This is a genomic window from Dickeya parazeae Ech586 (genome assembly GCF_000025065.1).
GTDB lineage: Bacteria > Pseudomonadota > Gammaproteobacteria > Enterobacterales > Enterobacteriaceae > Dickeya > Dickeya zeae.
Genome location: NC_013592.1, coordinates 4,145,532 through 4,163,449, shown reverse-complemented (window position 1 = coordinate 4,163,449; position 17,918 = coordinate 4,145,532). Strand labels below are relative to the sequence as shown.

Annotated in this window: 16 protein-coding genes; 7 read left to right on the top strand and 9 right to left on the bottom strand. The window is 53.7% G+C overall.

The genetic code is table 11. From position 1 onward, the window contains the following. The first annotated feature begins 1 nt into the window (after nt 1). The 3 genes from hflC (at nt 2) to DD586_RS18075 (ending at nt 2,658) form a co-directional block, all read left to right on the top strand. The gene (gene hflC, locus DD586_RS18085) at nt 2-997 is read left to right on the top strand and encodes a protease modulator HflC (RefSeq protein ID WP_012886268.1); all 996 of its coding nucleotides are present in this window, start codon (nt 2-4) and stop codon (nt 995-997) included. Nucleotides 998-1,059: 62 nt separating this feature from the next. Beyond that, a complete protein-coding gene (locus DD586_RS18080; protein WP_012886267.1) occupies nt 1,060-1,260 on the top strand; it encodes a DUF2065 domain-containing protein in 201 nt (66 codons plus the stop codon). 99 nt (nt 1,261-1,359) lie between these two features. After that, nucleotides 1,360-2,658 carry an adenylosuccinate synthase gene (locus DD586_RS18075; RefSeq protein WP_012886266.1) on the top strand — a complete coding sequence of 433 codons (1,299 nt, stop codon included), beginning with the start codon at nt 1,360-1,362 and terminating at the stop codon, nt 2,656-2,658. Between the two features lie 139 nt (nt 2,659-2,797). Here DD586_RS18075 and mpl read toward each other — a convergent pair whose 3' ends face one another. After that, complete coding sequence (gene mpl, locus DD586_RS18070) at nt 2,798-4,180, bottom strand: UDP-N-acetylmuramate:L-alanyl-gamma-D-glutamyl-meso-diaminopimelate ligase (protein ID WP_012886265.1); 1,383 nt, start codon at nt 4,178-4,180, stop codon at nt 2,798-2,800. Nucleotides 4,181-4,350: 170 nt separating this feature from the next. Between mpl and fbp the strand changes: the two genes are divergently transcribed. Continuing rightward, a complete protein-coding gene (fbp, locus tag DD586_RS18065) occupies nt 4,351-5,355 on the top strand; it encodes a class 1 fructose-bisphosphatase (protein ID WP_012886264.1) in 1,005 nt (334 codons plus the stop codon). A 248-nt stretch (nt 5,356-5,603) separates the two neighbouring features. Here fbp and ruvX read toward each other — a convergent pair whose 3' ends face one another. The 8 genes from ruvX to DD586_RS18025 all read right to left on the bottom strand — a co-directional run bounded on the left by ruvX (nt 5,604) and on the right by DD586_RS18025 (nt 11,799). After that, nucleotides 5,604-6,035 carry a Holliday junction resolvase RuvX gene (ruvX, locus tag DD586_RS18060; protein WP_012886263.1) on the bottom strand — a complete coding sequence of 144 codons (432 nt, stop codon included), beginning with the start codon at nt 6,033-6,035 and terminating at the stop codon, nt 5,604-5,606. Next, entirely contained in the window at nt 6,035-6,598 is a 564-nt protein-coding gene (locus DD586_RS18055; protein WP_012886262.1) for a YqgE/AlgH family protein, read from the bottom strand. Before DD586_RS18055 ends, ruvX begins: the two co-directional genes overlap by 1 nt. A gap of 105 nt (nt 6,599-6,703) precedes the next feature. Continuing rightward, the gene (gene gshB, locus DD586_RS18050) at nt 6,704-7,657 is read right to left on the bottom strand and encodes a glutathione synthase (protein ID WP_012886261.1); all 954 of its coding nucleotides are present in this window, start codon (nt 7,655-7,657) and stop codon (nt 6,704-6,706) included. A gap of 11 nt (nt 7,658-7,668) precedes the next feature. Then, nucleotides 7,669-8,403 (bottom strand): 16S rRNA (uracil(1498)-N(3))-methyltransferase, encoded by a 735-nt coding sequence (gene rsmE, locus DD586_RS18045; protein ID WP_012886260.1) that lies wholly within the window; start codon nt 8,401-8,403, stop codon nt 7,669-7,671. A 128-nt stretch (nt 8,404-8,531) separates the two neighbouring features. Beyond that, nucleotides 8,532-9,230, bottom strand: a complete 699-nt coding sequence (endA, locus tag DD586_RS18040; protein WP_012886259.1) for a deoxyribonuclease I — start codon at nt 9,228-9,230, stop codon at nt 8,532-8,534. Between the two features lie 99 nt (nt 9,231-9,329). Beyond that, entirely contained in the window at nt 9,330-9,842 is a 513-nt protein-coding gene (locus DD586_RS18035; protein ID WP_012886258.1) for a SprT family zinc-dependent metalloprotease, read from the bottom strand. A gap of 124 nt (nt 9,843-9,966) precedes the next feature. Then, nucleotides 9,967-11,121: a methionine adenosyltransferase gene (gene metK / locus DD586_RS18030; RefSeq protein WP_012886257.1), complete on the bottom strand. Its 1,155-nt coding sequence runs from the start codon at nt 11,119-11,121 to the stop codon at nt 9,967-9,969. Nucleotides 11,122-11,349: 228 nt separating this feature from the next. Next, entirely contained in the window at nt 11,350-11,799 is a 450-nt protein-coding gene (locus DD586_RS18025; RefSeq protein ID WP_012886256.1) for a hypothetical protein, read from the bottom strand. A gap of 214 nt (nt 11,800-12,013) precedes the next feature. Between DD586_RS18025 and speA the strand changes: the two genes are divergently transcribed. From speA to tkt, 3 genes are all read left to right on the top strand, one after another. Beyond that, the gene (gene speA, locus DD586_RS18020; RefSeq protein WP_012886255.1) at nt 12,014-13,990 is read left to right on the top strand and encodes a biosynthetic arginine decarboxylase; all 1,977 of its coding nucleotides are present in this window, start codon (nt 12,014-12,016) and stop codon (nt 13,988-13,990) included. 303 nt (nt 13,991-14,293) lie between these two features. After that, entirely contained in the window at nt 14,294-15,487 is a 1,194-nt protein-coding gene (gene tsgA, locus DD586_RS18015; RefSeq protein WP_012886254.1) for an MFS transporter TsgA, read from the top strand. Nucleotides 15,488-15,884: 397 nt separating this feature from the next. Then, nucleotides 15,885-17,879, top strand: a complete 1,995-nt coding sequence (gene tkt, locus DD586_RS18010) for a transketolase (protein WP_012886253.1) — start codon at nt 15,885-15,887, stop codon at nt 17,877-17,879. The last annotated feature ends 39 nt before the right edge of the window (nt 17,880-17,918 follow it).

Here is a 17,918-nt window from a genome sequence, read left to right as displayed (position 1 = left end):
TATGCGTAAGTCAGTCCTCTTTATTCTTGCCCTGTTACTGGTGGTGGTCTATGCCTCGCTGTTTGTGGTGCAGGAAGGCCAGCGCGGCATCGTCATGCGTTTTGGTAAGGTGTTGCGCGATAGTGAAAATAAGCCGCAGGTGTATCTGCCCGGTCTGCATGTGAAGATCCCCTTCCTGGAGTCGGTAAAAATGCTGGATGCTCGCATCCAGACGATGGAAAACCAGGCTGACCGCTTCATTACCAAAGAACAGAAAGACCTGATCGTCGACTCGTATATCAAATGGCGTATCAGCGATTTCAGTCGTTACTATCTTGCGACTGGCGGTGGTGACGTCTCTCAGGCGGAAGTGCTGCTCAAGCGTAAATTCAGTGACCGTCTGCGTTCTGAAATCGGTCGTCTGGATGTCAAAGGCATCGTCACCGATTCCCGCGGTCAGCTGATGTCTGATGTGCGCGAAGCACTGAATAACGGTACGGGTGAAACCACCGAAGCGGATAACGCGATTGCTTCTGCCGCTGCGCGTGTTGCTCGTGAAACCACTGGCGACATGCCGCGTGTTAACCCGAATAGTATGGCGGCGCTCGGGATTGAAGTGATTGATGTGCGTATCAAGCAGATCAACCTGCCGACCGAAGTCTCGGATGCTATCTACCAGCGTATGCGAGCTGAGCGTGAAGCGGTTGCCCGCCGTCACCGTTCTCAAGGCCAGGAGCAGGCAGAGAAGATCAAGGCAGCTGCTGATTATGAAGTGACCCGTACACTGGCTGAAGCGGAACGCCAGGGGCGCATCATGCGTGGTGAAGGCGACGCCGAAGCGGCAAAACTGTTTGCTGCCGCGTTCAGTCAGGACCCGGAATTCTATGGCTTTATTCGTAGTCTGCGAGCTTATGAGCATAGCTTTAACAGCTCCAATCAGGATGTGCTGGTGTTGAGCCCTGACAGCGATTTCTTCCGCTATATGAAATCGCCTGAAAAGAGCCTCCCGGCGCGTTAAGGTTGTCTGTCGCTACACTATCAAGCCCGTGTTTACGGGCTTTTTTCTGTCTGGAGTTTTTTATGAATGTGAGCATCTGGCTGGCGCTGGGGTTAGTGCTGATTATGGAAGGGTTGGGGCCCTTGCTGTTTCCCCGTATCTGGCGTCGGATGATCCTGACGATGGCGCAGCTACCCGATAATATTTTGCGTCGGTTTGGCGGTGGAATTGTGGTTGCGGGGTGTGTGATCTACTACATGTTGCGTAGTCGGACAGGCGGCTGAAATTTCCACTAAAAATGTGCGCAATCGTGTGCTAAAACTACTGAAAGCCGAAAGATGAGATGCTAGAATCCTTTTTTAACCAATCTGGTGATTCTTGAGATGGGTAAGAACGTTGTCGTACTGGGCACCCAATGGGGTGACGAAGGTAAAGGCAAGGTCGTAGACCTGCTGACTGAACGGGCCAAATATGTTGTGCGCTACCAGGGTGGTCACAATGCTGGTCACACGCTGGTTATCAACGGTGAAAAAACCGTTCTCCATTTAATTCCCTCTGGTATTCTGCGCGAGAATGTCATTAGCATCATCGGTAACGGCGTTGTGCTGGCACCGGATGCGCTTCTGAAGGAAATGACCGCACTCGAAGCGCGTGGCGTGCCAGTGCGTGAACGTCTGTTGCTTTCCGAAGCCTGCCCGCTGATTCTGCCGTACCATGTTGCGCTGGATAACGCCCGCGAAAAAGCGCGTGGCGCGAAAGCTATCGGTACGACTGGCCGTGGTATCGGTCCGGCGTATGAAGACAAGGTTGCACGTCGTGGTTTGCGCGTTGGCGATCTGTTCGATCAGGAAAGTTTTGCCATCAAGCTGAAAGAAATTATGGAATACCATAACTTCCAGTTGGTGCATTACTACAAAGCCGATCCGGTGGATTACCAGAAAACGCTGGATGATGTGTTGGCAGTCGCTGACATCCTGACCGGCATGGTCGTAGACGTATCCGATTTGTTGTTCAAAGCGCATCAGCGTGGCGATTTCGTCATGTTCGAAGGGGCGCAGGGTACGTTGCTGGATATCGACCACGGTACCTATCCGTATGTGACCTCCTCCAATACCACCGCAGGTGGTGTGGCGACCGGTTCTGGTCTGGGGCCGCGTTACGTGGATTATGTCTTGGGTATCGTTAAAGCCTACTCCACACGTGTCGGCGCAGGTCCGTTCCCGACTGAGCTGTTCGATGATGTTGGCGAACATCTGTCGCAGAAAGGTAATGAGTTCGGTGCAACCACCGGTCGTCGCCGTCGTACTGGCTGGCTGGATGCGGTGGCGGTACGCCGTGCTGTGCAGATTAATTCCCTGTCCGGTTTCTGCCTGACCAAACTGGATGTGCTGGATGGTCTGAGTGAAGTGAAAATCTGCGTTGGTTACCGTATGCCTGATGGCAGCAATGTGGATGTCACTCCGTTGGCTGCAGACGGCTGGGAAGGTATCGAGCCGATTTATGAATCATTGCCGGGTTGGTCTGAAAGCACCTTTGGCGTGAAAGAGCGTAGCAAATTGCCGCAGGCAGCGCTGAACTACATTAAGCGCATCGAAGAAGTAACGGGTGTACCGGTGGATATCATTTCCACGGGTCCAGACCGCGAAGAAACCATGATTCTGCGCGATCCTTTCGACGCATAATTTCAGTGGTTGCTGCATGAAAAAGGACGGGCCAGGCCCGTCCTTTTTGCTTTTTGATATCTGCCTTTACCTTTTCACTTTTGCCTGCTCGCCGACAAGCGGGTTGTCGGCGACAGGCCACGTATCGTGGCAGTCTCAGTCAATCTTCGTTGTGCGTCGCCAGAGCTTTGGTATTCAGTGCATCCAGCAGTTTGTTGTGAATATTGCCGAAACCACCGTTGCTCATCACCAGAATATGGTCGCCCGGCTGAGCGACTTTACTGACCATCTCCACCAACGTATCGATATCGGCACTCCAGTAGGCGGGCTGAACACAGGCGTCAGCGACTTCAGAGACCTGCCAGGGGATATGTTGGGGCTGGAACAGGAAGACACCATCAGCACGCCCCAGAGAAGGAGCTAACTCGTTTTTGCAATGACCCATCTTCATGGTATTGGAGCGTGGTTCCAGCACGGCGAGAATGCGTGCGGTCCCACCCACTTTGCTGCGCAACGCAGCCAGTGTTGCCAGAATGGCTGTCGGATGGTGAGCAAAATCGTCATACACGGACACGCCGTGTGCGGTACCACGCAGTTCCAGACGACGGCGGGCATTAATGAAACCGCCCAGCGCCCGGCAGGCTTCTGCTGGCGTGACACCGACATGGCGCGCCGCTGCGATAGCCATCAGGCCGTTATGCATGTTGTGTTCACCCACCAGATTCCAGGTAACTTCCCCAACCAGTTGATCGTCGAGGTATACCTGAAACACGCTGGCGTCGGTGGTGACTTTTTTCGCCTTCCAGACCCCTTCTTCTCCCACCAGTTCCTGTTCGCTCCAGCATCCCATGCTCATCACCTGCTTCAGGTGCAGGTCGTGCGATGGAACGATGATACGACCTTTGCCTGGCACCAGACGTACCAGATGATGGAACTGCTTCTGAATGGCTTTGAGGTCGTCAAAAATATCGGCGTGGTCAAATTCCAGATTATTCAGAATGAGTGTCCGCGGGCTGTAGTGAACGAACTTGGAGCGCTTGTCGAAGAAGGCGCAGTCGTATTCGTCGGCTTCCACCACGAAGAATGGGCTGTCGCCCAGACGGGCGGAAACGGTGAAGTTACCCGGTACGCCACCGATGACAAACCCCGGTTTGTAGCCACAATCCTCCAGAATCCAGGTCACCATACCGGCAGTCGTAGTTTTGCCGTGGGTACCGGCAACAGCGATGACCCATCGCTCACGCAGAACATGGTCATGCAGCCATTGCGGGCCGGACATATACGGGATATTTTGTTCCAGTACCGCCTCAACGCAGGGATTACCACGGGTCATGGCATTGCCAATGATGACCAGATCCGGTGCCGGATCCAACTGTGCGGGGTCGTAACCCTGGATAAGGGTAATCCCTTGCTCTTCCAGTAAGGTACTCATTGGCGGATAGACGTTAGCATCCGAACCGGTTACCTGATGTCCTTGTGATCGGGCCAGCAACGCCAGTCCTCCCATGAAGGTGCCACAGATTCCTAAAATATGAATACGCATACATTTTCCATCTATATTCAGAGAGTCTGCCGTCCATTCTAACGCCTGGAATACGTCATAAGAAATGGATTTGCTAGGTACTCGCTTTCTCTTTGGGCTACACTGCAGACGCAAACGCTGGCGGTACAAAAATAAAACCGCTTTTCATTCGTAGATTCTGGAATAGTGTTATGAAAACGTTAGGCGAATTTATCGTCGAAAAACAGCACGATTTCTCTCATGCCACTGGTGAGCTGACTGCTTTGCTTTCTGCCATCAAACTGGGTGCGAAGATTATTCACCGTGACATTAACAAAGCGGGTCTGGTGGATATTCTGGGCACCAGCGGCGTGTCCAACGTTCAGGGCGAAGTACAGATGAAACTCGATCTGTACGCCAATGAAAAGCTGAAAGCGGCGCTAAAAGCCCGTGGCGAGGTAGCAGGGATTGCTTCCGAAGAAGAAGACGACATTGTTATCTTCGACGGTGAGCGCGCTGAAAATGCCAAATACGTGGTATTGATGGACCCGCTGGACGGTTCTTCCAATATTGACGTGAATGTCTCTGTAGGAACCATTTTCTCCATTTACCGCCGTATCACCCCGCTGGGCATGCCGGTGCGCGAAGAGGATTTCCTCCAGCCTGGTCACAAGCAGGTTGCCGCGGGTTATATCGTTTACGGGTCTTCTACCATGCTGGTGTACACCACCGGTCATGGCGTGCATGCCTTTACTTATGACCCATCGCTGGGGGTGTTCTGCCTGTCTCACGAACGCGTGCGTTTCCCGGAGAAAGGCAATATGTACTCCATCAACGAAGGGAACTACATCAAATTCCCGCAGGGCGTGAAGAAGTACATCAAGTATTGCCAGGAACAGGACGAGGCGACACAGCGCCCGTATACCACCCGTTATATCGGTTCGCTGGTGGCGGATTTCCACCGTAACTTGTTGAAGGGCGGCATTTACCTCTATCCAAGTACCGCCAGCTACCCGGAAGGGAAACTGCGCTTGCTGTACGAATGTAATCCGATGGCGTTTTTGGCCGAGCAGGCGGGTGGTAAAGCCAGTGATGGTAAAAACCGCATTCTGGATCTTGTCCCGCAGAAATTACATCAGCGTGCGCCGTTCTTCGTCGGTAACACCTCAATGGTGGAAGACCTGGAAGGGTTCCTGCGCGACTACCCAGACGAGTAATCCCCGTCGGTTGTTGTGCCCGGTATTTCATTCAGGCTCGCTTTGGCGGGCCTGAATTGTTTATACCCTTCATACTTCAAGTTGCAGGTGTGTTGGCTGCGTTCGTTCACCCGAATCACTTACCTGAGTAAGCTCATCGGGATTCACTCACTTGCCGCCTTCCTGCAACTCGAATTATTTTGGGTATATACAGTAAGTAAGACAAGTGTTGATAAGAAAGGTAGACGACATGGCCTGCCAGGTCAGGTTTACTGCGGTGGGGTAAATTGCTGTTCGAACCAACTTTCCAGAATAATCACCGCGGAGGCCGCATCGACGCTGCCTTTATCCAGCGCCCGGAATCCACCACGCTCGAACAGATCTGCGCGTGCTTCCACGGTACTGAGCCGCTCATCATGCAACTCAACGGTGACGCCGAAACGGCCCTGCAAGCGCTGGGAAAATTTACGTGCCCGGGCGGTCAGCGGCTGTTCGGTACCATCCATATTCAGCGGAAGGCCGACGATGATCAAAGCGGGCTGCCACTCGTTGAGCAGTTTCTCTACTTTCTGCCAGTCAGGTATGCCATCCTGCGCTTTCAGCGATGTCAACGGGCGGGCCGTCCCGGTGATTTCCTGGCCGATAGCAACGCCAATACTGCGGGTGCCAAAGTCGAAGGCCAGTAATGTTCGGTTTCCCATCAGGCGTGCCCCGCTTCAGCAGCGATATTATGAATGTCCACACCCAGTTTTTTAGCAGCCGCGCGCCAGCGCTCAGCAATCGGTGTATGGAATAACAGATGGTGGTCCGCCGGCACGGTCAGCCAGGCGTTTTCCAACAGTTCGCTCTCTAGTTGGCCCCCTTCCCAGGCTGAATAACCCAATGCGACCAATGTATTGCGCGGTTGCTCCGGCGTCCCCAACGTTTCCAGCACATCTTTTGACGTGGTGATCATGGTTTCGTCGGAAATACTGATGCTGGAGGCAAAACCCTCACAAGGGGTATGCAGAATAAAGCCGCGATCGTCCGCCAGCGGGCCACCGGAAAACACCGGCTTGTCGAGACGGATAGTCGTATCCCGACGATCAGGCGTAATCTTCAGCTTTTTGAGGATATTCTCGACGGTGAACTGTTCCATTGGTTTGTTGATGATAAGGCCCATGGCGCCGTCTTCATTGTGTTCGCAGATATAAATCACCGTCCGCCTGAACACCGAGTCCTGCAGAGAGGGCATCGCAATCAGAAAATGGTGCTGTAAATTCATCGTCTTTATTATCGCTTCTCTGTCGGAGTGAATGTTTCCGGTTCGCTGCCGGGCCGCGAACCGGGTAAGGTCTACATCACCGACCGGGATACGGTCCGTGTATCGTTAGCGCTGAGCCAGCCTGCGGTCAATTGCGTCCATCAACATGCCGGTAATAGAAACATCCGGATAGGCGGCTTCGATTTCACGCACACAGGTTGGGCTGGTGACGTTAATCTCGGTCAGGCGATCGCCAATGATGTCTAGCCCGACGAAGATCAAGCCTTTCTGTTTCAGTACTGGTGCGACGGTACGGGCAATCTGCCAGTCGCTTTCGCTGAGCGGGCGGGCTTCGCCCCGACCACCAGCAGCCAGATTCCCGCGGGTTTCACCGCTTTTCGGAATGCGTGCCAGACAGTAAGGCACCGGTTCACCATCGACCACCAGTACGCGTTTATCGCCGTCTTTAATGGCAGGCAGGTAGTTTTGCGCCATGCAGTAACGGCTACCGTGTTCGGTCAGGGTTTCGATGATGACCGATACGTTAGCATCCTCTGGCTTCAGGCGGAAAATCGACGCGCCGCCCATGCCGTCGAGTGGCTTTAAGATAACGTCGCTGTGGTGCTGATGGAACGCACGCAGCCGATCGGCATTGCGGGTGACCAGCGTATCCGGCGTTAACTGCGGGAACCAGGCAGTGAACAGTTTCTCGTTACAATCACGCAGGCTTTGCGGTTTGTTAACGATGAGCGTCCCTTTCTCTTCCGCCCGCTCCAGAATATAGGTGGCGTAGATGAATTCGGTGTCAAACGGCGGGTCTTTGCGCATCAACACCACATCTAATTCATGCAGGGCGATGTCCTGCGTCGCACCGAAGTCATACCAATGGTTGTAATCGTATTGAACGTTCAGCGTGCGGGTGGTTGCCCGGGCTTCACCTGCGTGCAGGTAGAGGTCGCCCATTTCCATATAGTGCAGTTCCCAGCCACGGCGCTGGGCTTCCTGCAACATCGCAAAGCTGGTGTCTTTCTTGATATTGATGGACGAAATCGGGTCCATCACGATACCGAGTTTTCTCATTATTTTCTCCTTTACCCCAAATCGCCGAATCGCACCTGAAGCGCGGTGATTGCGGTGAGCGCGGTGGTTTCTGTACGCAGAACGCGAGGCCCCAGCAGGATATCAGTAAATCCCTGGGTTGCGGTCATGGCGATTTCGTCTGCTGATAATCCGCCTTCCGGGCCAATCAACAACCGGATGCGCGATACCGGCAACGGCAATGTATTGATGTGTTGCGACGCCCGCGGATGCAGGTTCAGTTTTAACCCATTGTCCGATTCCGCGCACCAGCTTTCCAACGTCTGGACTGGGCGAATATCCGGTACCCGGTTTCTGCCGCACTGTTCGCAGGCCGCAATGGCGATTTTTTGCCACTGCGCGATTTTCTTCTCCAGCCGTTCACCATCCAGTTTGACGCCACAACGTTCGGATAGCAGCGGAGTGATGATATTAACACCCAGCTCGATGGATTTTTGGATAGTGAATTCCATTTTTTCGCCACGCGACATCACCTGGCCCAAATGCAGGTGCAAGGGTGACTCCCGGTCTTCCGTTTGACCGGTGGCATAACGGACCCGCACGCTTTTTTTCCCGGCCTGCACAATCTCGGCCTCGAAAACCTGATTACTGCCGTCGAACAGTTGCAGCGCCTGCCCGGCGCTCATGCGAAGTACTCGGCCCACATGGTTGGCGGCGTCTTCGCTCAGATCGGTTTCTCCCCCTTGTGGGGCAAGCGTATCGGGATGAAAAATGCGCGGTATTCGCATGAATAATCTGGCCTTAGGTGGTAGTTAATCGAAGGGGCAAAGCCTGACAGACCCCGGCCACCGTTATAGCAACGGTGGCGACGGCGGCGCTTATTATAAGAGACAAGCCGTTATAGTAGGGAGCGGCATCAGGGCTGGCAAGCCTCTTGCACATAGGGGTTAGGGTTGCCTTGTATCGCTGCGATGCGTTTTTCACGGGTACATTCCCACGCGGTGGCCGGGTATTGTTTGCTCCAGACATCAAACAGTTGGGTCTGCTGGCGGGACAGGTTCAGATGGTAGCGGTCGCGCATATAGAAGTAGGTGCGGGCGATAGCACCGCGTGCTCGTTCGGGCGGTTCTGCCAGTTGGTTTTTAAAATCAATCTTCATCTCGCACTGGCCATATTGACGCTCGCCACCATTCCACTGGCTGTACATGAAGTTGCCACGATCGCCGTTCACTTCACCAATTGACGGTTGCAGGTTGTGCAGATCGGTTTCCATCTGGCGGTAAACATCGTCTTTGGTGCAGTTCTTGCGGCCGCCGTCTTGCCAGCACTGGCGCTGATTCCCAAATTGCCATGCAGGCACGACGTGTTCCCACTCAATACGATGAGCGCGGTTGGCGTCTTTGCGAACCTGATAGCCGCAGGAGGCCAGGTCCGGCGTCCCTTTCTTACCCTGCCAGTTGATGGTACAGCCGCAGTAGAAAGTACCGGGGGCATCCTGATGGATTTTCACGGCGGCGGCTTTGGCTTGCGTGAAATTATTGATGTTCTGACCGGCCACGGCCAGCGTTGTCAGGCCTGCGCCCAACACCACGAAAATGACAACATTGCGAAGCATATTCCAACGCTACCTCAGGGTTAAAAACGGGCAGCGTACCTGAGGAAGACCGTACAGGCAAACTCAAAAAATTCAGTATTAAATGCCAGTTATTTTTGTTTAAACGGGTTTTGTTACAAGAGCGCGTAACCGTTCGCCGCAAGAGCGACAACGGTATTCTGATTCGCCCTTGATCACCCGGTTATGCCGACGCACAGTGAGTTCATGGCGGCGACAGGCACATTCATAAGGGAAGGTTTTCCCCTGGACTGATGCTGTCACAAACTGATGGGTACGACGGGCGGGAACGTTCAATACGCTTTCCATCATCCAGCGCCATTGCTGACCGTGTGGCGCGGTTTTCCCAAAACGGGCATAAACCAGCAGGTGCGCCAGTTCGTGCGGCACGACTTCGTCAATGAACGACTGCTGGTTTTCCAGTAATAACACCGGGTTGAGGCGGATTTCCCACTCTTTGAGCCAGGCGCTGCCCGCCGTGGAACCGCGTTGCTGGTAGTTGATGATCGGTTCAGGATAATCGCTGCCTAATACGGTATTGGCCTGCTGAAGTTTTTCTCGCAGACAGCGCATGACCGCTTGTTGCAGGGCGATAGGAAGACGTGGTGTGTTCATGCTGGCAGCTTACGGGCTGGGCGAACCGGATGCAATCATGGTTTCAGACACAATCATGCCCACAGGCTTCGGCAATAAAAAACGGCGAAGCTCTGCTTCGCCGTTGGCATGTCAGAAAAGCGGATTATTTCAGGCCTGCGGCATCGCGCAGTTTTTCTGCCACGTCGGTTTTTTCCCACGGGAATTCTTCACGGCCAAAGTGACCGTAAGCTGCGGTTTTCTGGTAGATCGGATGCAGCAAGTCCAGCATCTGAATCAAACCGTAAGGGCGCAGATCGAAGAACTGACGAACCAGATCAACCAGGCGATCGCTGGAGACTTTCTCCGTACCGAAGGTTTCCACCATGATGGAGGTCGGTTCTGCCACGCCGATAGCGTAAGACACCTGGATCTCACAGCGATCTGCCAGACCGGCGGCCACGATGTTTTTCGCGACATAACGGGCGGCGTAGGCAGCAGAGCGGTCCACTTTGGACGGATCTTTACCGGAGAATGCACCACCACCGTGACGTGCGGCACCGCCGTAAGTATCAACGATGATTTTACGACCGGTCAGGCCGCAGTCACCCATCGGGCCACCGATAACAAAACGGCCGGTCGGGTTGATGAAGTATTTGGTATTGGCAGAGAGCCATTCAGACGGCAGAACCGGCTTGATGATCTCTTCCATCACGGCTTCCTGCAGGTCTTTCTGCCCGATGGATTCTGAATGCTGGGTAGACAATACAACCGCGTCGATACCGACGATTTTGCCGTTGTCGTAAGCAAAGGTCACCTGGCTCTTGGCATCGGGACGCAGCCACGACAAGGTGCCGTTTTTGCGCACTTCAGACTGACGCTGTACCAGCCGGTGTGCATAGGTGATCGGTGCTGGCATCAGCACGTCGGTTTCGTTGGTGGCGTAGCCGAACATCAGGCCCTGGTCACCCGCGCCTTGCTCCAGCGGGTCTTTACGGTCAACGCCCTGATTGATGTCTGGAGACTGTTTGCCGATGGCGCTCAGTACCGCGCAAGAGTTGGCGTCAAAACCCATTTCTGAGTTGACGTAGCCAATGTCGCGGACGGTGCGACGTGTGATTTCTTCGATATCCACCCAGGCGCTGGTGGTGATTTCGCCACCAACTAACACCATACCGGTTTTTACGTAAGTTTCGCAGGCAACTCGCGCTTTGGGGTCCTGCTCCAGAATCGCGTCAAGGACGGCGTCAGAAATCTGGTCAGCAATTTTATCAGGATGTCCTTCGGAGACCGATTCGGACGTAAAAAGGTGTTTAGCCATGAGTTTCTCTACCTTATAAGCTAAAGCCGTTAATCAATATATACCCGTCATATTTTAAGCCGCAGGTGGGGCTTTCTTACTTGCTCGGTTCTTAATGAACCTTGTCCTGAAGGGCCAACGCGTTTTGTCCTGCAACTCGGATTATTTAGGGCATCAGTTAATCGGTATAGATGGATTAACATCTGGATGGCTATTCTAGGCCACACGATAGCCCCATGCCAGCAGTTTTTATGCCGCAGTGATGGACTGACGATGTTCATCGGCAGTTTTTGCCAACATGATAGGTTTTTTTACCATTTTCATTTTGCTTTTCCGGGGATGGATAGGTATAAACGGCAGGCGGTTTTGTTGTCCGTCATTCGGGGCCTCAAAATGTGGCGCGAGGCTTGTCCTGAGTGACCGGCGAGTGCTGCGACAAGACGCTTGCCGATACTGTTTGACCGTTTCCTGATGGTTGTCGTGATAGCCTGACCGCATCATCTGCGGCGAGCGTGGAGGTGATAGGATTAATGATCCGTTGTTTATTGAGTGAGTTGCGCCTGCCGCGCTTTTCTTCTGACGCCACTGCGTCACTGACTCAATCCTTTCCGCCATTTGCCCGAAGTTGCCTGTCCCGCAGCGCAACGCAGGACTCCCGAGCTGGCTAACCTGCTTTTTTCTCCGCGCCAGTGAATGCATGTGCGTTCTTCCTGGTGGTGTTTTCCCTGGTTTTCACCGACCCGAATCTCGGAGTCTGACATCGTGTTTTACACTAATAAGAGTCATAAAACGACGGCATACTACTGCTCGTCGGTTTTTTCACTGCCAGCGATGCACGCTTTTGCTATGCCGCCGGTATTTGTTGCGGGAAAAAATGTGATTATTCATCTAGAAGTGGAAGAAGGGGATCGCCATGTCTGACGATATGATTCAACCGTACTCGTCAGCGGCGGGTAAACACGATCATCTGCGCTCCATGCAGGAGGTAGCCATGAATGACCGCGACGCCAGCGAGATGCTGAGAACGTATAATATTGCCTGGTGGGGTAATAATTACTACGACGTCAACGAGCTGGGTCACATCAGCGTGTGCCCGGATCCGGACGTGCCAGAGGCGCGTGTCGACCTGGCCAAACTGGTAAAAACCCGTCAGCAGGATAATCAGCGTCTACCTGCGCTGTTCTGCTTCCCGCAGATTTTGCAACACCGCCTGCGTTCTATTAATGCCGCGTTTAAACGCGCGCGTGAGTCTTTCGGTTATGAAGGCGGCTATTTTCTGGTTTATCCCATCAAAGTTAACCAGCATCGCCGCGTCATTGAATCCCTGATCAATTCCGGTGAGCCGTTGGGGTTGGAAGCCGGCTCCAAAGCGGAATTGATGGCGGTATTGGGCCATGCAGGTATGACCCGTACCGTTATCGTCTGTAACGGTTATAAAGACCGTGAATATATCCGACTGGCCTTGATCGGCGAAAAGCTGGGTCACAAGGTCTATCTGGTCATTGAAAAGATGTCGGAAATCAAGCTGGTGCTGGAAGAGGCCGAGCGTCTGAACGTGGTACCGCGTTTGGGCGTGCGTGCGCGTCTGGCATCGCAGGGTTCCGGCAAATGGCAGTCGAGCGGTGGTGAAAAGTCCAAGTTCGGCCTGGCCGCGACACAGGTACTGCAACTGGTGGAACTGCTGCGCAACGCCAACCGCCTCGATAGCCTGCAACTGTTGCATTTCCACCTGGGTTCACAACTGGCGAACATTCGTGATATCGCCACTGGCGTGCGTGAATCGGCGCGTTTTTACGTTGAACTGCATAAACTGGGCGTCAATATTCAGTGTTTTGACGTCGGTGGTGGATTGGGCGTCGATTACGAAGGCACCCGTTCGCAGTCCGACTGTTCGGTCAATTACGGCCTGAACGAATACGCCAACAACGTTATTTGGGGAATTGGCGACGCCTGTAATGAATATGGCTTGCCGCATCCGATGGTGATAACCGAGTCCGGGCGTGCGGTGACCGCACATCACACCGTGCTGGTATCCAATATCATCGGGGTAGAGCGTAACGAATTTAGCGAGCCGACAGCACCGGATGAAGACGCGCCGCGTGCGCTGGAAAGTTTGTGGAGCACCTGGCAGGAAATTCAGGAGCCGGGCAACCGTCGTTCGCTGCGTGAATGGCTGCACGACAGCCAGATGGACCTGAATGATGTCCACACCCAGTACACCCACGGTATGCTGGATTTGACCCAGCGTGCACAGGCGGAACAGCTCTATCTGAATATCTGCCAGCGCCTTCAGCAGCAGCTTGACCCGAGTAACCGCGCGCACCGGCCGATTATTGATGAACTGCAGGAACGTATGGCGGATAAGCTGTATGTCAACTTCTCGCTGTTCCAGTCGATGCCAGATGCCTGGGGGATCGATCAGTTATTCCCGGTGTTACCGCTCGAAGGGCTGGACAAGCCGCCGCAGCGTCGTGCGGTACTGCTGGATATCACCTGCGATTCTGACGGCACTATCGATCACTATGTGGATGGCGATGGCGTTGCCACGACGATGCCGATGCCGCCTTACGACCCGGAAAACCCGCCGCTGCTGGGATTTTTCATGGTGGGGGCGTATCAGGAAATCCTCGGTAATATGCACAACCTGTTTGGCGACACCTCGACCGTGGATGTGTTTGTATTCCAGGATGGGACGGTTGAGCTGGAAGAGTCAGATGAAGGCAACACCGTGGCCGATATGCTGGAATACGTGCAGCTCGACCCGAAAGTGTTGATGTCCCGCTTCCGTGATCAGGTGAAGGGCGCCAATCTGGAACCGGAATTGCAGGCGCAATTCCTTGAGGAATTCGAAACCGGCTTATACGGTTATACTTATTTGGAAGACGAATAATCTCTCGTCAGAAAAGGTTGGGTGCTGATAAGGCGCTCAACCTTTTTCTTTTTCGGGCGTGGCAGCCATACTGAGTGCGGTACGGTATGTCTGCGTTTATTACACAGTACGTCAGTTTTTTATTAAATAGCACGTCTGGTTTTGTGTAGTACGGCGTGTAGTAAGGCGGAATGACGCTTTCCGGTTAGCATGCCGTTTTGTGTGTGCGGCCTACCAACACTTTGATGACAACGTTGTGGCGCTACGTCGATACCAGAATCGGGTATCACCTGCGCTTTTCCTATTTGATGACAGGAAGGATATATGTCTGATCTCAATCGTCAGCGGTTATTTTTTACCAGCTGCTTTTCTTATGCGCTGACCGGTGCGCTGGTTATCGTCACGGGCATGGTCATGGGCGATATCGCCCAGTACTTCAATGTCCCGATAGCCAATATGAGTAATACCTTTACGTTTCTGAATGCCGGTATTTTGCTATCCATTTTCCTGAATGTCTGGCTGATGGATATTTTCCCGCTGAAGAAACAGCTGATCTTCGGTTTTATACTGATTGTCCTGTCGGTCGTCGGGTTGTTCGTGGGTAAATCGCTGGCGGTGTTTTCTGCCTGTATGTTTACGCTGGGCGTAGTCAGCGGCATCACCATGTCGATCGGCACCTTTCTGATTACCCAGCTCTACTCCGGGCGTCAGCGTGGTGCCCGCTTGCTGTTTACCGATTCCTTTTTCAGTATGGCCGGTATGATTTTCCCGATTGTGGCAGCGGCGTTGTTGTCCCGTCATTTCGGCTGGTACTGGATTTACGCTTGCATCGGACTGTTGTACGTGGCGATTCTGGTACTGACACTGCTGTCTGATTTTCCCGCTATCGGCACGGAAAAAGCCAACGCTCAGAGCACACCTGTCGAGACGGAAAAATGGGGCATGGGCGTGGTATTCCTGTCTATTGCGGCGCTGTGCTATATCCTGGGGCAACTGGCGTTTATTCAGTGGGTGCCGGAATACGTGACCAAATCCTTTGGTATGAGCATTGGCGATGCCGGGGAACTGGTCAGTAGCTTCTGGACGTCGTACATGATTGGTATGTGGGTGTTCAGCGTTGTGCTCAAGTTTTTTGACTTGCAGCGCGTAGTGACTGTGCTGGCTGTGCTGGCGACCGGGGCGATGTACCTGTTTGTCAGCAGCGATCAACCTCATCTGCTGAAATACTTCATTTTTGGCCTGGGCTTCATTTCCAGCGCTATCTATACCACGCTGATTACTCTGGGCTCCCAGCAGACCAAGGTGCCGTCGCCGAAGCTGGTCAACTTCATTCTGACCTGCGGAACGGTGGGAACCATGCTGACCTTTATCGTCACTGGGCCGATCGTGCAGCACTTCGGCGTACATGCTGCGCTGGTGACCGCGAACGGGCTCTATTTTGTGGTCTTCGTCATGTGCTTCCTGTTAGGGATGGTGACCCGTCACCGTTTGCATGGACATGAGGCTGCCGCGCATTAATCGGTGCTGACCTACCGTCGTTGATATTTTTCGCTAATGAGTCACGTTGCAAGGGCATCTTACAGGATGCCCTTTTTGATCGGTGTCTCTTCAAAGAAGGTCGTGCAGACGACGTAGCCGTGGTGTTATGGTGGCGAAAAAAGGCGGGCGTAAACAGGTAAAGCTGCTACATCGTGTGAGCTAAGGCAGATAAAACCGCCCCGATGAAAAGGAAAGCCTGCTATACGGTCTGCATGTCAGCAGATTCGTGCGTTTTTTCCGCTTGCTGTTCCATGTGCAATCGGCTGGGTTTTCATGTACATTTGTGAATATCTTTTCTTTGCCTTTTTGAGCTAACACATTGATTTATATGTTTTATGTTCGACAGGCAACTGTTCAATCCGATCTGGAGTAAAGCATGTCCTCTCGTAAAGAACTTGCCAATGCTATCCGTGCGTTGAGTATGGATGGCGTGCAGAAGGCCAAATCTGGTCATCCTGGCGCACCAATGGGTATGGCTGATATCGCTGAAGTCCTGTGGCGTGACCATCTGAACCATAACCCAGCCAACCCGCACTGGGCTAACCGCGATCGCTTCGTGCTGTCCAACGGTCATGCCTCCATGCTGATCTACAGCCTGTTGCATCTGACGGGTTATGATCTGCCGATTGAAGAACTGAAAAACTTCCGCCAGTTGCATTCCAGAACGCCGGGTCACCCGGAAGTGGGTTATACACCGGGCGTGGAAACCACTACTGGACCGTTAGGGCAGGGGATCGCTAACGCGGTCGGTATGGCGATTGCCGAACGTACACTGGCCGCGCAGTTCAACCGTCCGGGCCATGACATCGTTGACCACCACACCTATGTCTTCCTGGGTGATGGTTGCATGATGGAAGGGATCTCTCATGAGGTCTGTTCACTGGCGGGTACCCTGAAGTTGGGTAAACTGGTTGCGTTTTACGATGACAACGGTATTTCCATCGACGGCCACATCGAAGGCTGGTTCACCGATGATACCGCTGCCCGTTTTGAATCCTATGGCTGGCATGTGGTTCGCGGCATTGACGGTCATGATGCTGATGCCATCCAGCGTGCTATCAAAGAAGCGCAGAGCGTCACTGACAAACCGTCGCTGCTGCTGTGCAAAACCGTGATTGGTTTCGGTTCTCCGAACAAAGCCGGTACCCATGATTCCCACGGTGCGCCGTTGGGTGATGCTGAAGTGGCTGCGACCCGTGAGCAATTGGGCTGGAAATACGGTCCGTTTGAAATCCCGGCTGATATCTATGCCGCCTGGGATGCTCGCAAAGCCGGTGAGAGCAAAGAGGCTGCCTGGCAGCAGGCGTTCAATGCCTATGCCAGCGCCTATCCGGAACTGGCTGCTGAATTCACTCGTCGCGTGAACGGCGAATTGCCGGCTAACTGGCAGGCCGAGTCGACGAAAGTTGTCGAACAACTGCAGGCTAACCCGGCCAAGATCGCCAGCCGTAAAGCCTCGCAGAATGCGCTGGAAGCCTATGGCAAGCTGCTGCCGGAATTCCTGGGCGGTTCTGCTGACCTGGCGCCGAGCAACCTGACGATTTGGTCTGGTTCGAAAGCGCTGAATGAAGACCCGGCTGGTAACTACATCCACTACGGAGTGCGTGAATTTGGCATGACTGCCATTGCCAACGGTATTTCGCTGCATGGCGGTTTCGTGCCGTACACCGCGACGTTCCTGATGTTCGTGGAATACGCCCGTAATGCGGTGCGTATGGCAGCGCTGATGAAAGTGCGCAGCATCTATGTCTACACCCATGACTCCATCGGTCTGGGCGAAGATGGCCCGACCCATCAGCCAGTAGAGCAGTTGGCCAGCCTGCGCGTGACGCCAAACATGAGTACCTGGCGCCCGGCGGATCAGGTTGAAACCGCGGTAGCCTGGAAATACGCCATCGAGCGTAAAGACGGCCCGACGGCGTTGATTCTGTCTCGTCAGAATCTGGCGCAGCAGGAACGTACCGCTCAGCAGTTGGCTGATGTCGCTAAAGGGGCTTATGTGCTGAAAGACAGCGGCGGCCAGCCGCAGCTGATCCTTATTGCTACCGGTTCTGAAGTCGAACTGGCGGTCGCTGCCTGGCAGAAACTGAGCGAAGAAGGCGTTAAGGCGCGCGTGGTGTCCATGCCGTCTACCGATGCATTCGACAAACAGGATGCGGCTTATCGTGAAGCGGTACTACCGTCTGCCGTGAGCGCCCGTGTGGCGATCGAAGCCGGTATTGCTGACTATTGGTACAAGTATGTTGGCCTCAATGGCGCGATTGTTGGTATGGAAAGCTTTGGCGAATCCGCACCGGCAGAAAAACTGTTCGACGTCTTTGGCTTCACTACCGATAACGTGGTGGCGAAGGCGAAAGCGCTGCTGAAATAACGCTGTTCTGTAGTTAGCGGTTCTTGTAAGGCCGGGATT

What these genes read in the sequence shown, in the direction of transcription:
- DD586_RS18055 (WP_012886262.1), bottom strand. Translation starts at nt 6,598, where the DNA reads ATGAATTTACAGCACCATTTTCTGATTGCGATGCCCTCTCTGCAGGAC.
- endA (WP_012886259.1), bottom strand. Translation starts at nt 9,230, where the DNA reads ATGCTTCGCAATGTTGTCATTTTCGTGGTGTTGGGCGCAGGCCTGACA.
- gshB (WP_012886261.1), bottom strand. Translation starts at nt 7,657, where the DNA reads ATGAGAAAACTCGGTATCGTGATGGACCCGATTTCGTCCATCAATATC.
- mpl (WP_012886265.1), bottom strand. Translation starts at nt 4,180, where the DNA reads ATGCGTATTCATATTTTAGGAATCTGTGGCACCTTCATGGGAGGACTG.
- metK (WP_012886257.1), bottom strand. Translation starts at nt 11,121, where the DNA reads ATGGCTAAACACCTTTTTACGTCCGAATCGGTCTCCGAAGGACATCCT.
- ruvX (WP_012886263.1), bottom strand. Translation starts at nt 6,035, where the DNA reads ATGGGAAACCGAACATTACTGGCCTTCGACTTTGGCACCCGCAGTATT.
- rsmE (WP_012886260.1), bottom strand. Translation starts at nt 8,403, where the DNA reads ATGCGAATACCGCGCATTTTTCATCCCGATACGCTTGCCCCACAAGGG.
- fbp (WP_012886264.1), top strand. Translation starts at nt 4,351, where the DNA reads ATGAAAACGTTAGGCGAATTTATCGTCGAAAAACAGCACGATTTCTCT.
- tkt (WP_012886253.1), top strand. Translation starts at nt 15,885, where the DNA reads ATGTCCTCTCGTAAAGAACTTGCCAATGCTATCCGTGCGTTGAGTATG.
- speA (WP_012886255.1), top strand. Translation starts at nt 12,014, where the DNA reads ATGTCTGACGATATGATTCAACCGTACTCGTCAGCGGCGGGTAAACAC.
- DD586_RS18080 (WP_012886267.1), top strand. Translation starts at nt 1,060, where the DNA reads ATGAATGTGAGCATCTGGCTGGCGCTGGGGTTAGTGCTGATTATGGAA.
- DD586_RS18075 (WP_012886266.1), top strand. Translation starts at nt 1,360, where the DNA reads ATGGGTAAGAACGTTGTCGTACTGGGCACCCAATGGGGTGACGAAGGT.
- hflC (WP_012886268.1), top strand. Translation starts at nt 2, where the DNA reads ATGCGTAAGTCAGTCCTCTTTATTCTTGCCCTGTTACTGGTGGTGGTC.
- tsgA (WP_012886254.1), top strand. Translation starts at nt 14,294, where the DNA reads ATGTCTGATCTCAATCGTCAGCGGTTATTTTTTACCAGCTGCTTTTCT.
- DD586_RS18035 (WP_012886258.1), bottom strand. Translation starts at nt 9,842, where the DNA reads ATGAACACACCACGTCTTCCTATCGCCCTGCAACAAGCGGTCATGCGC.
- DD586_RS18025 (WP_012886256.1), bottom strand. Translation starts at nt 11,799, where the DNA reads ATGCATTCACTGGCGCGGAGAAAAAAGCAGGTTAGCCAGCTCGGGAGT.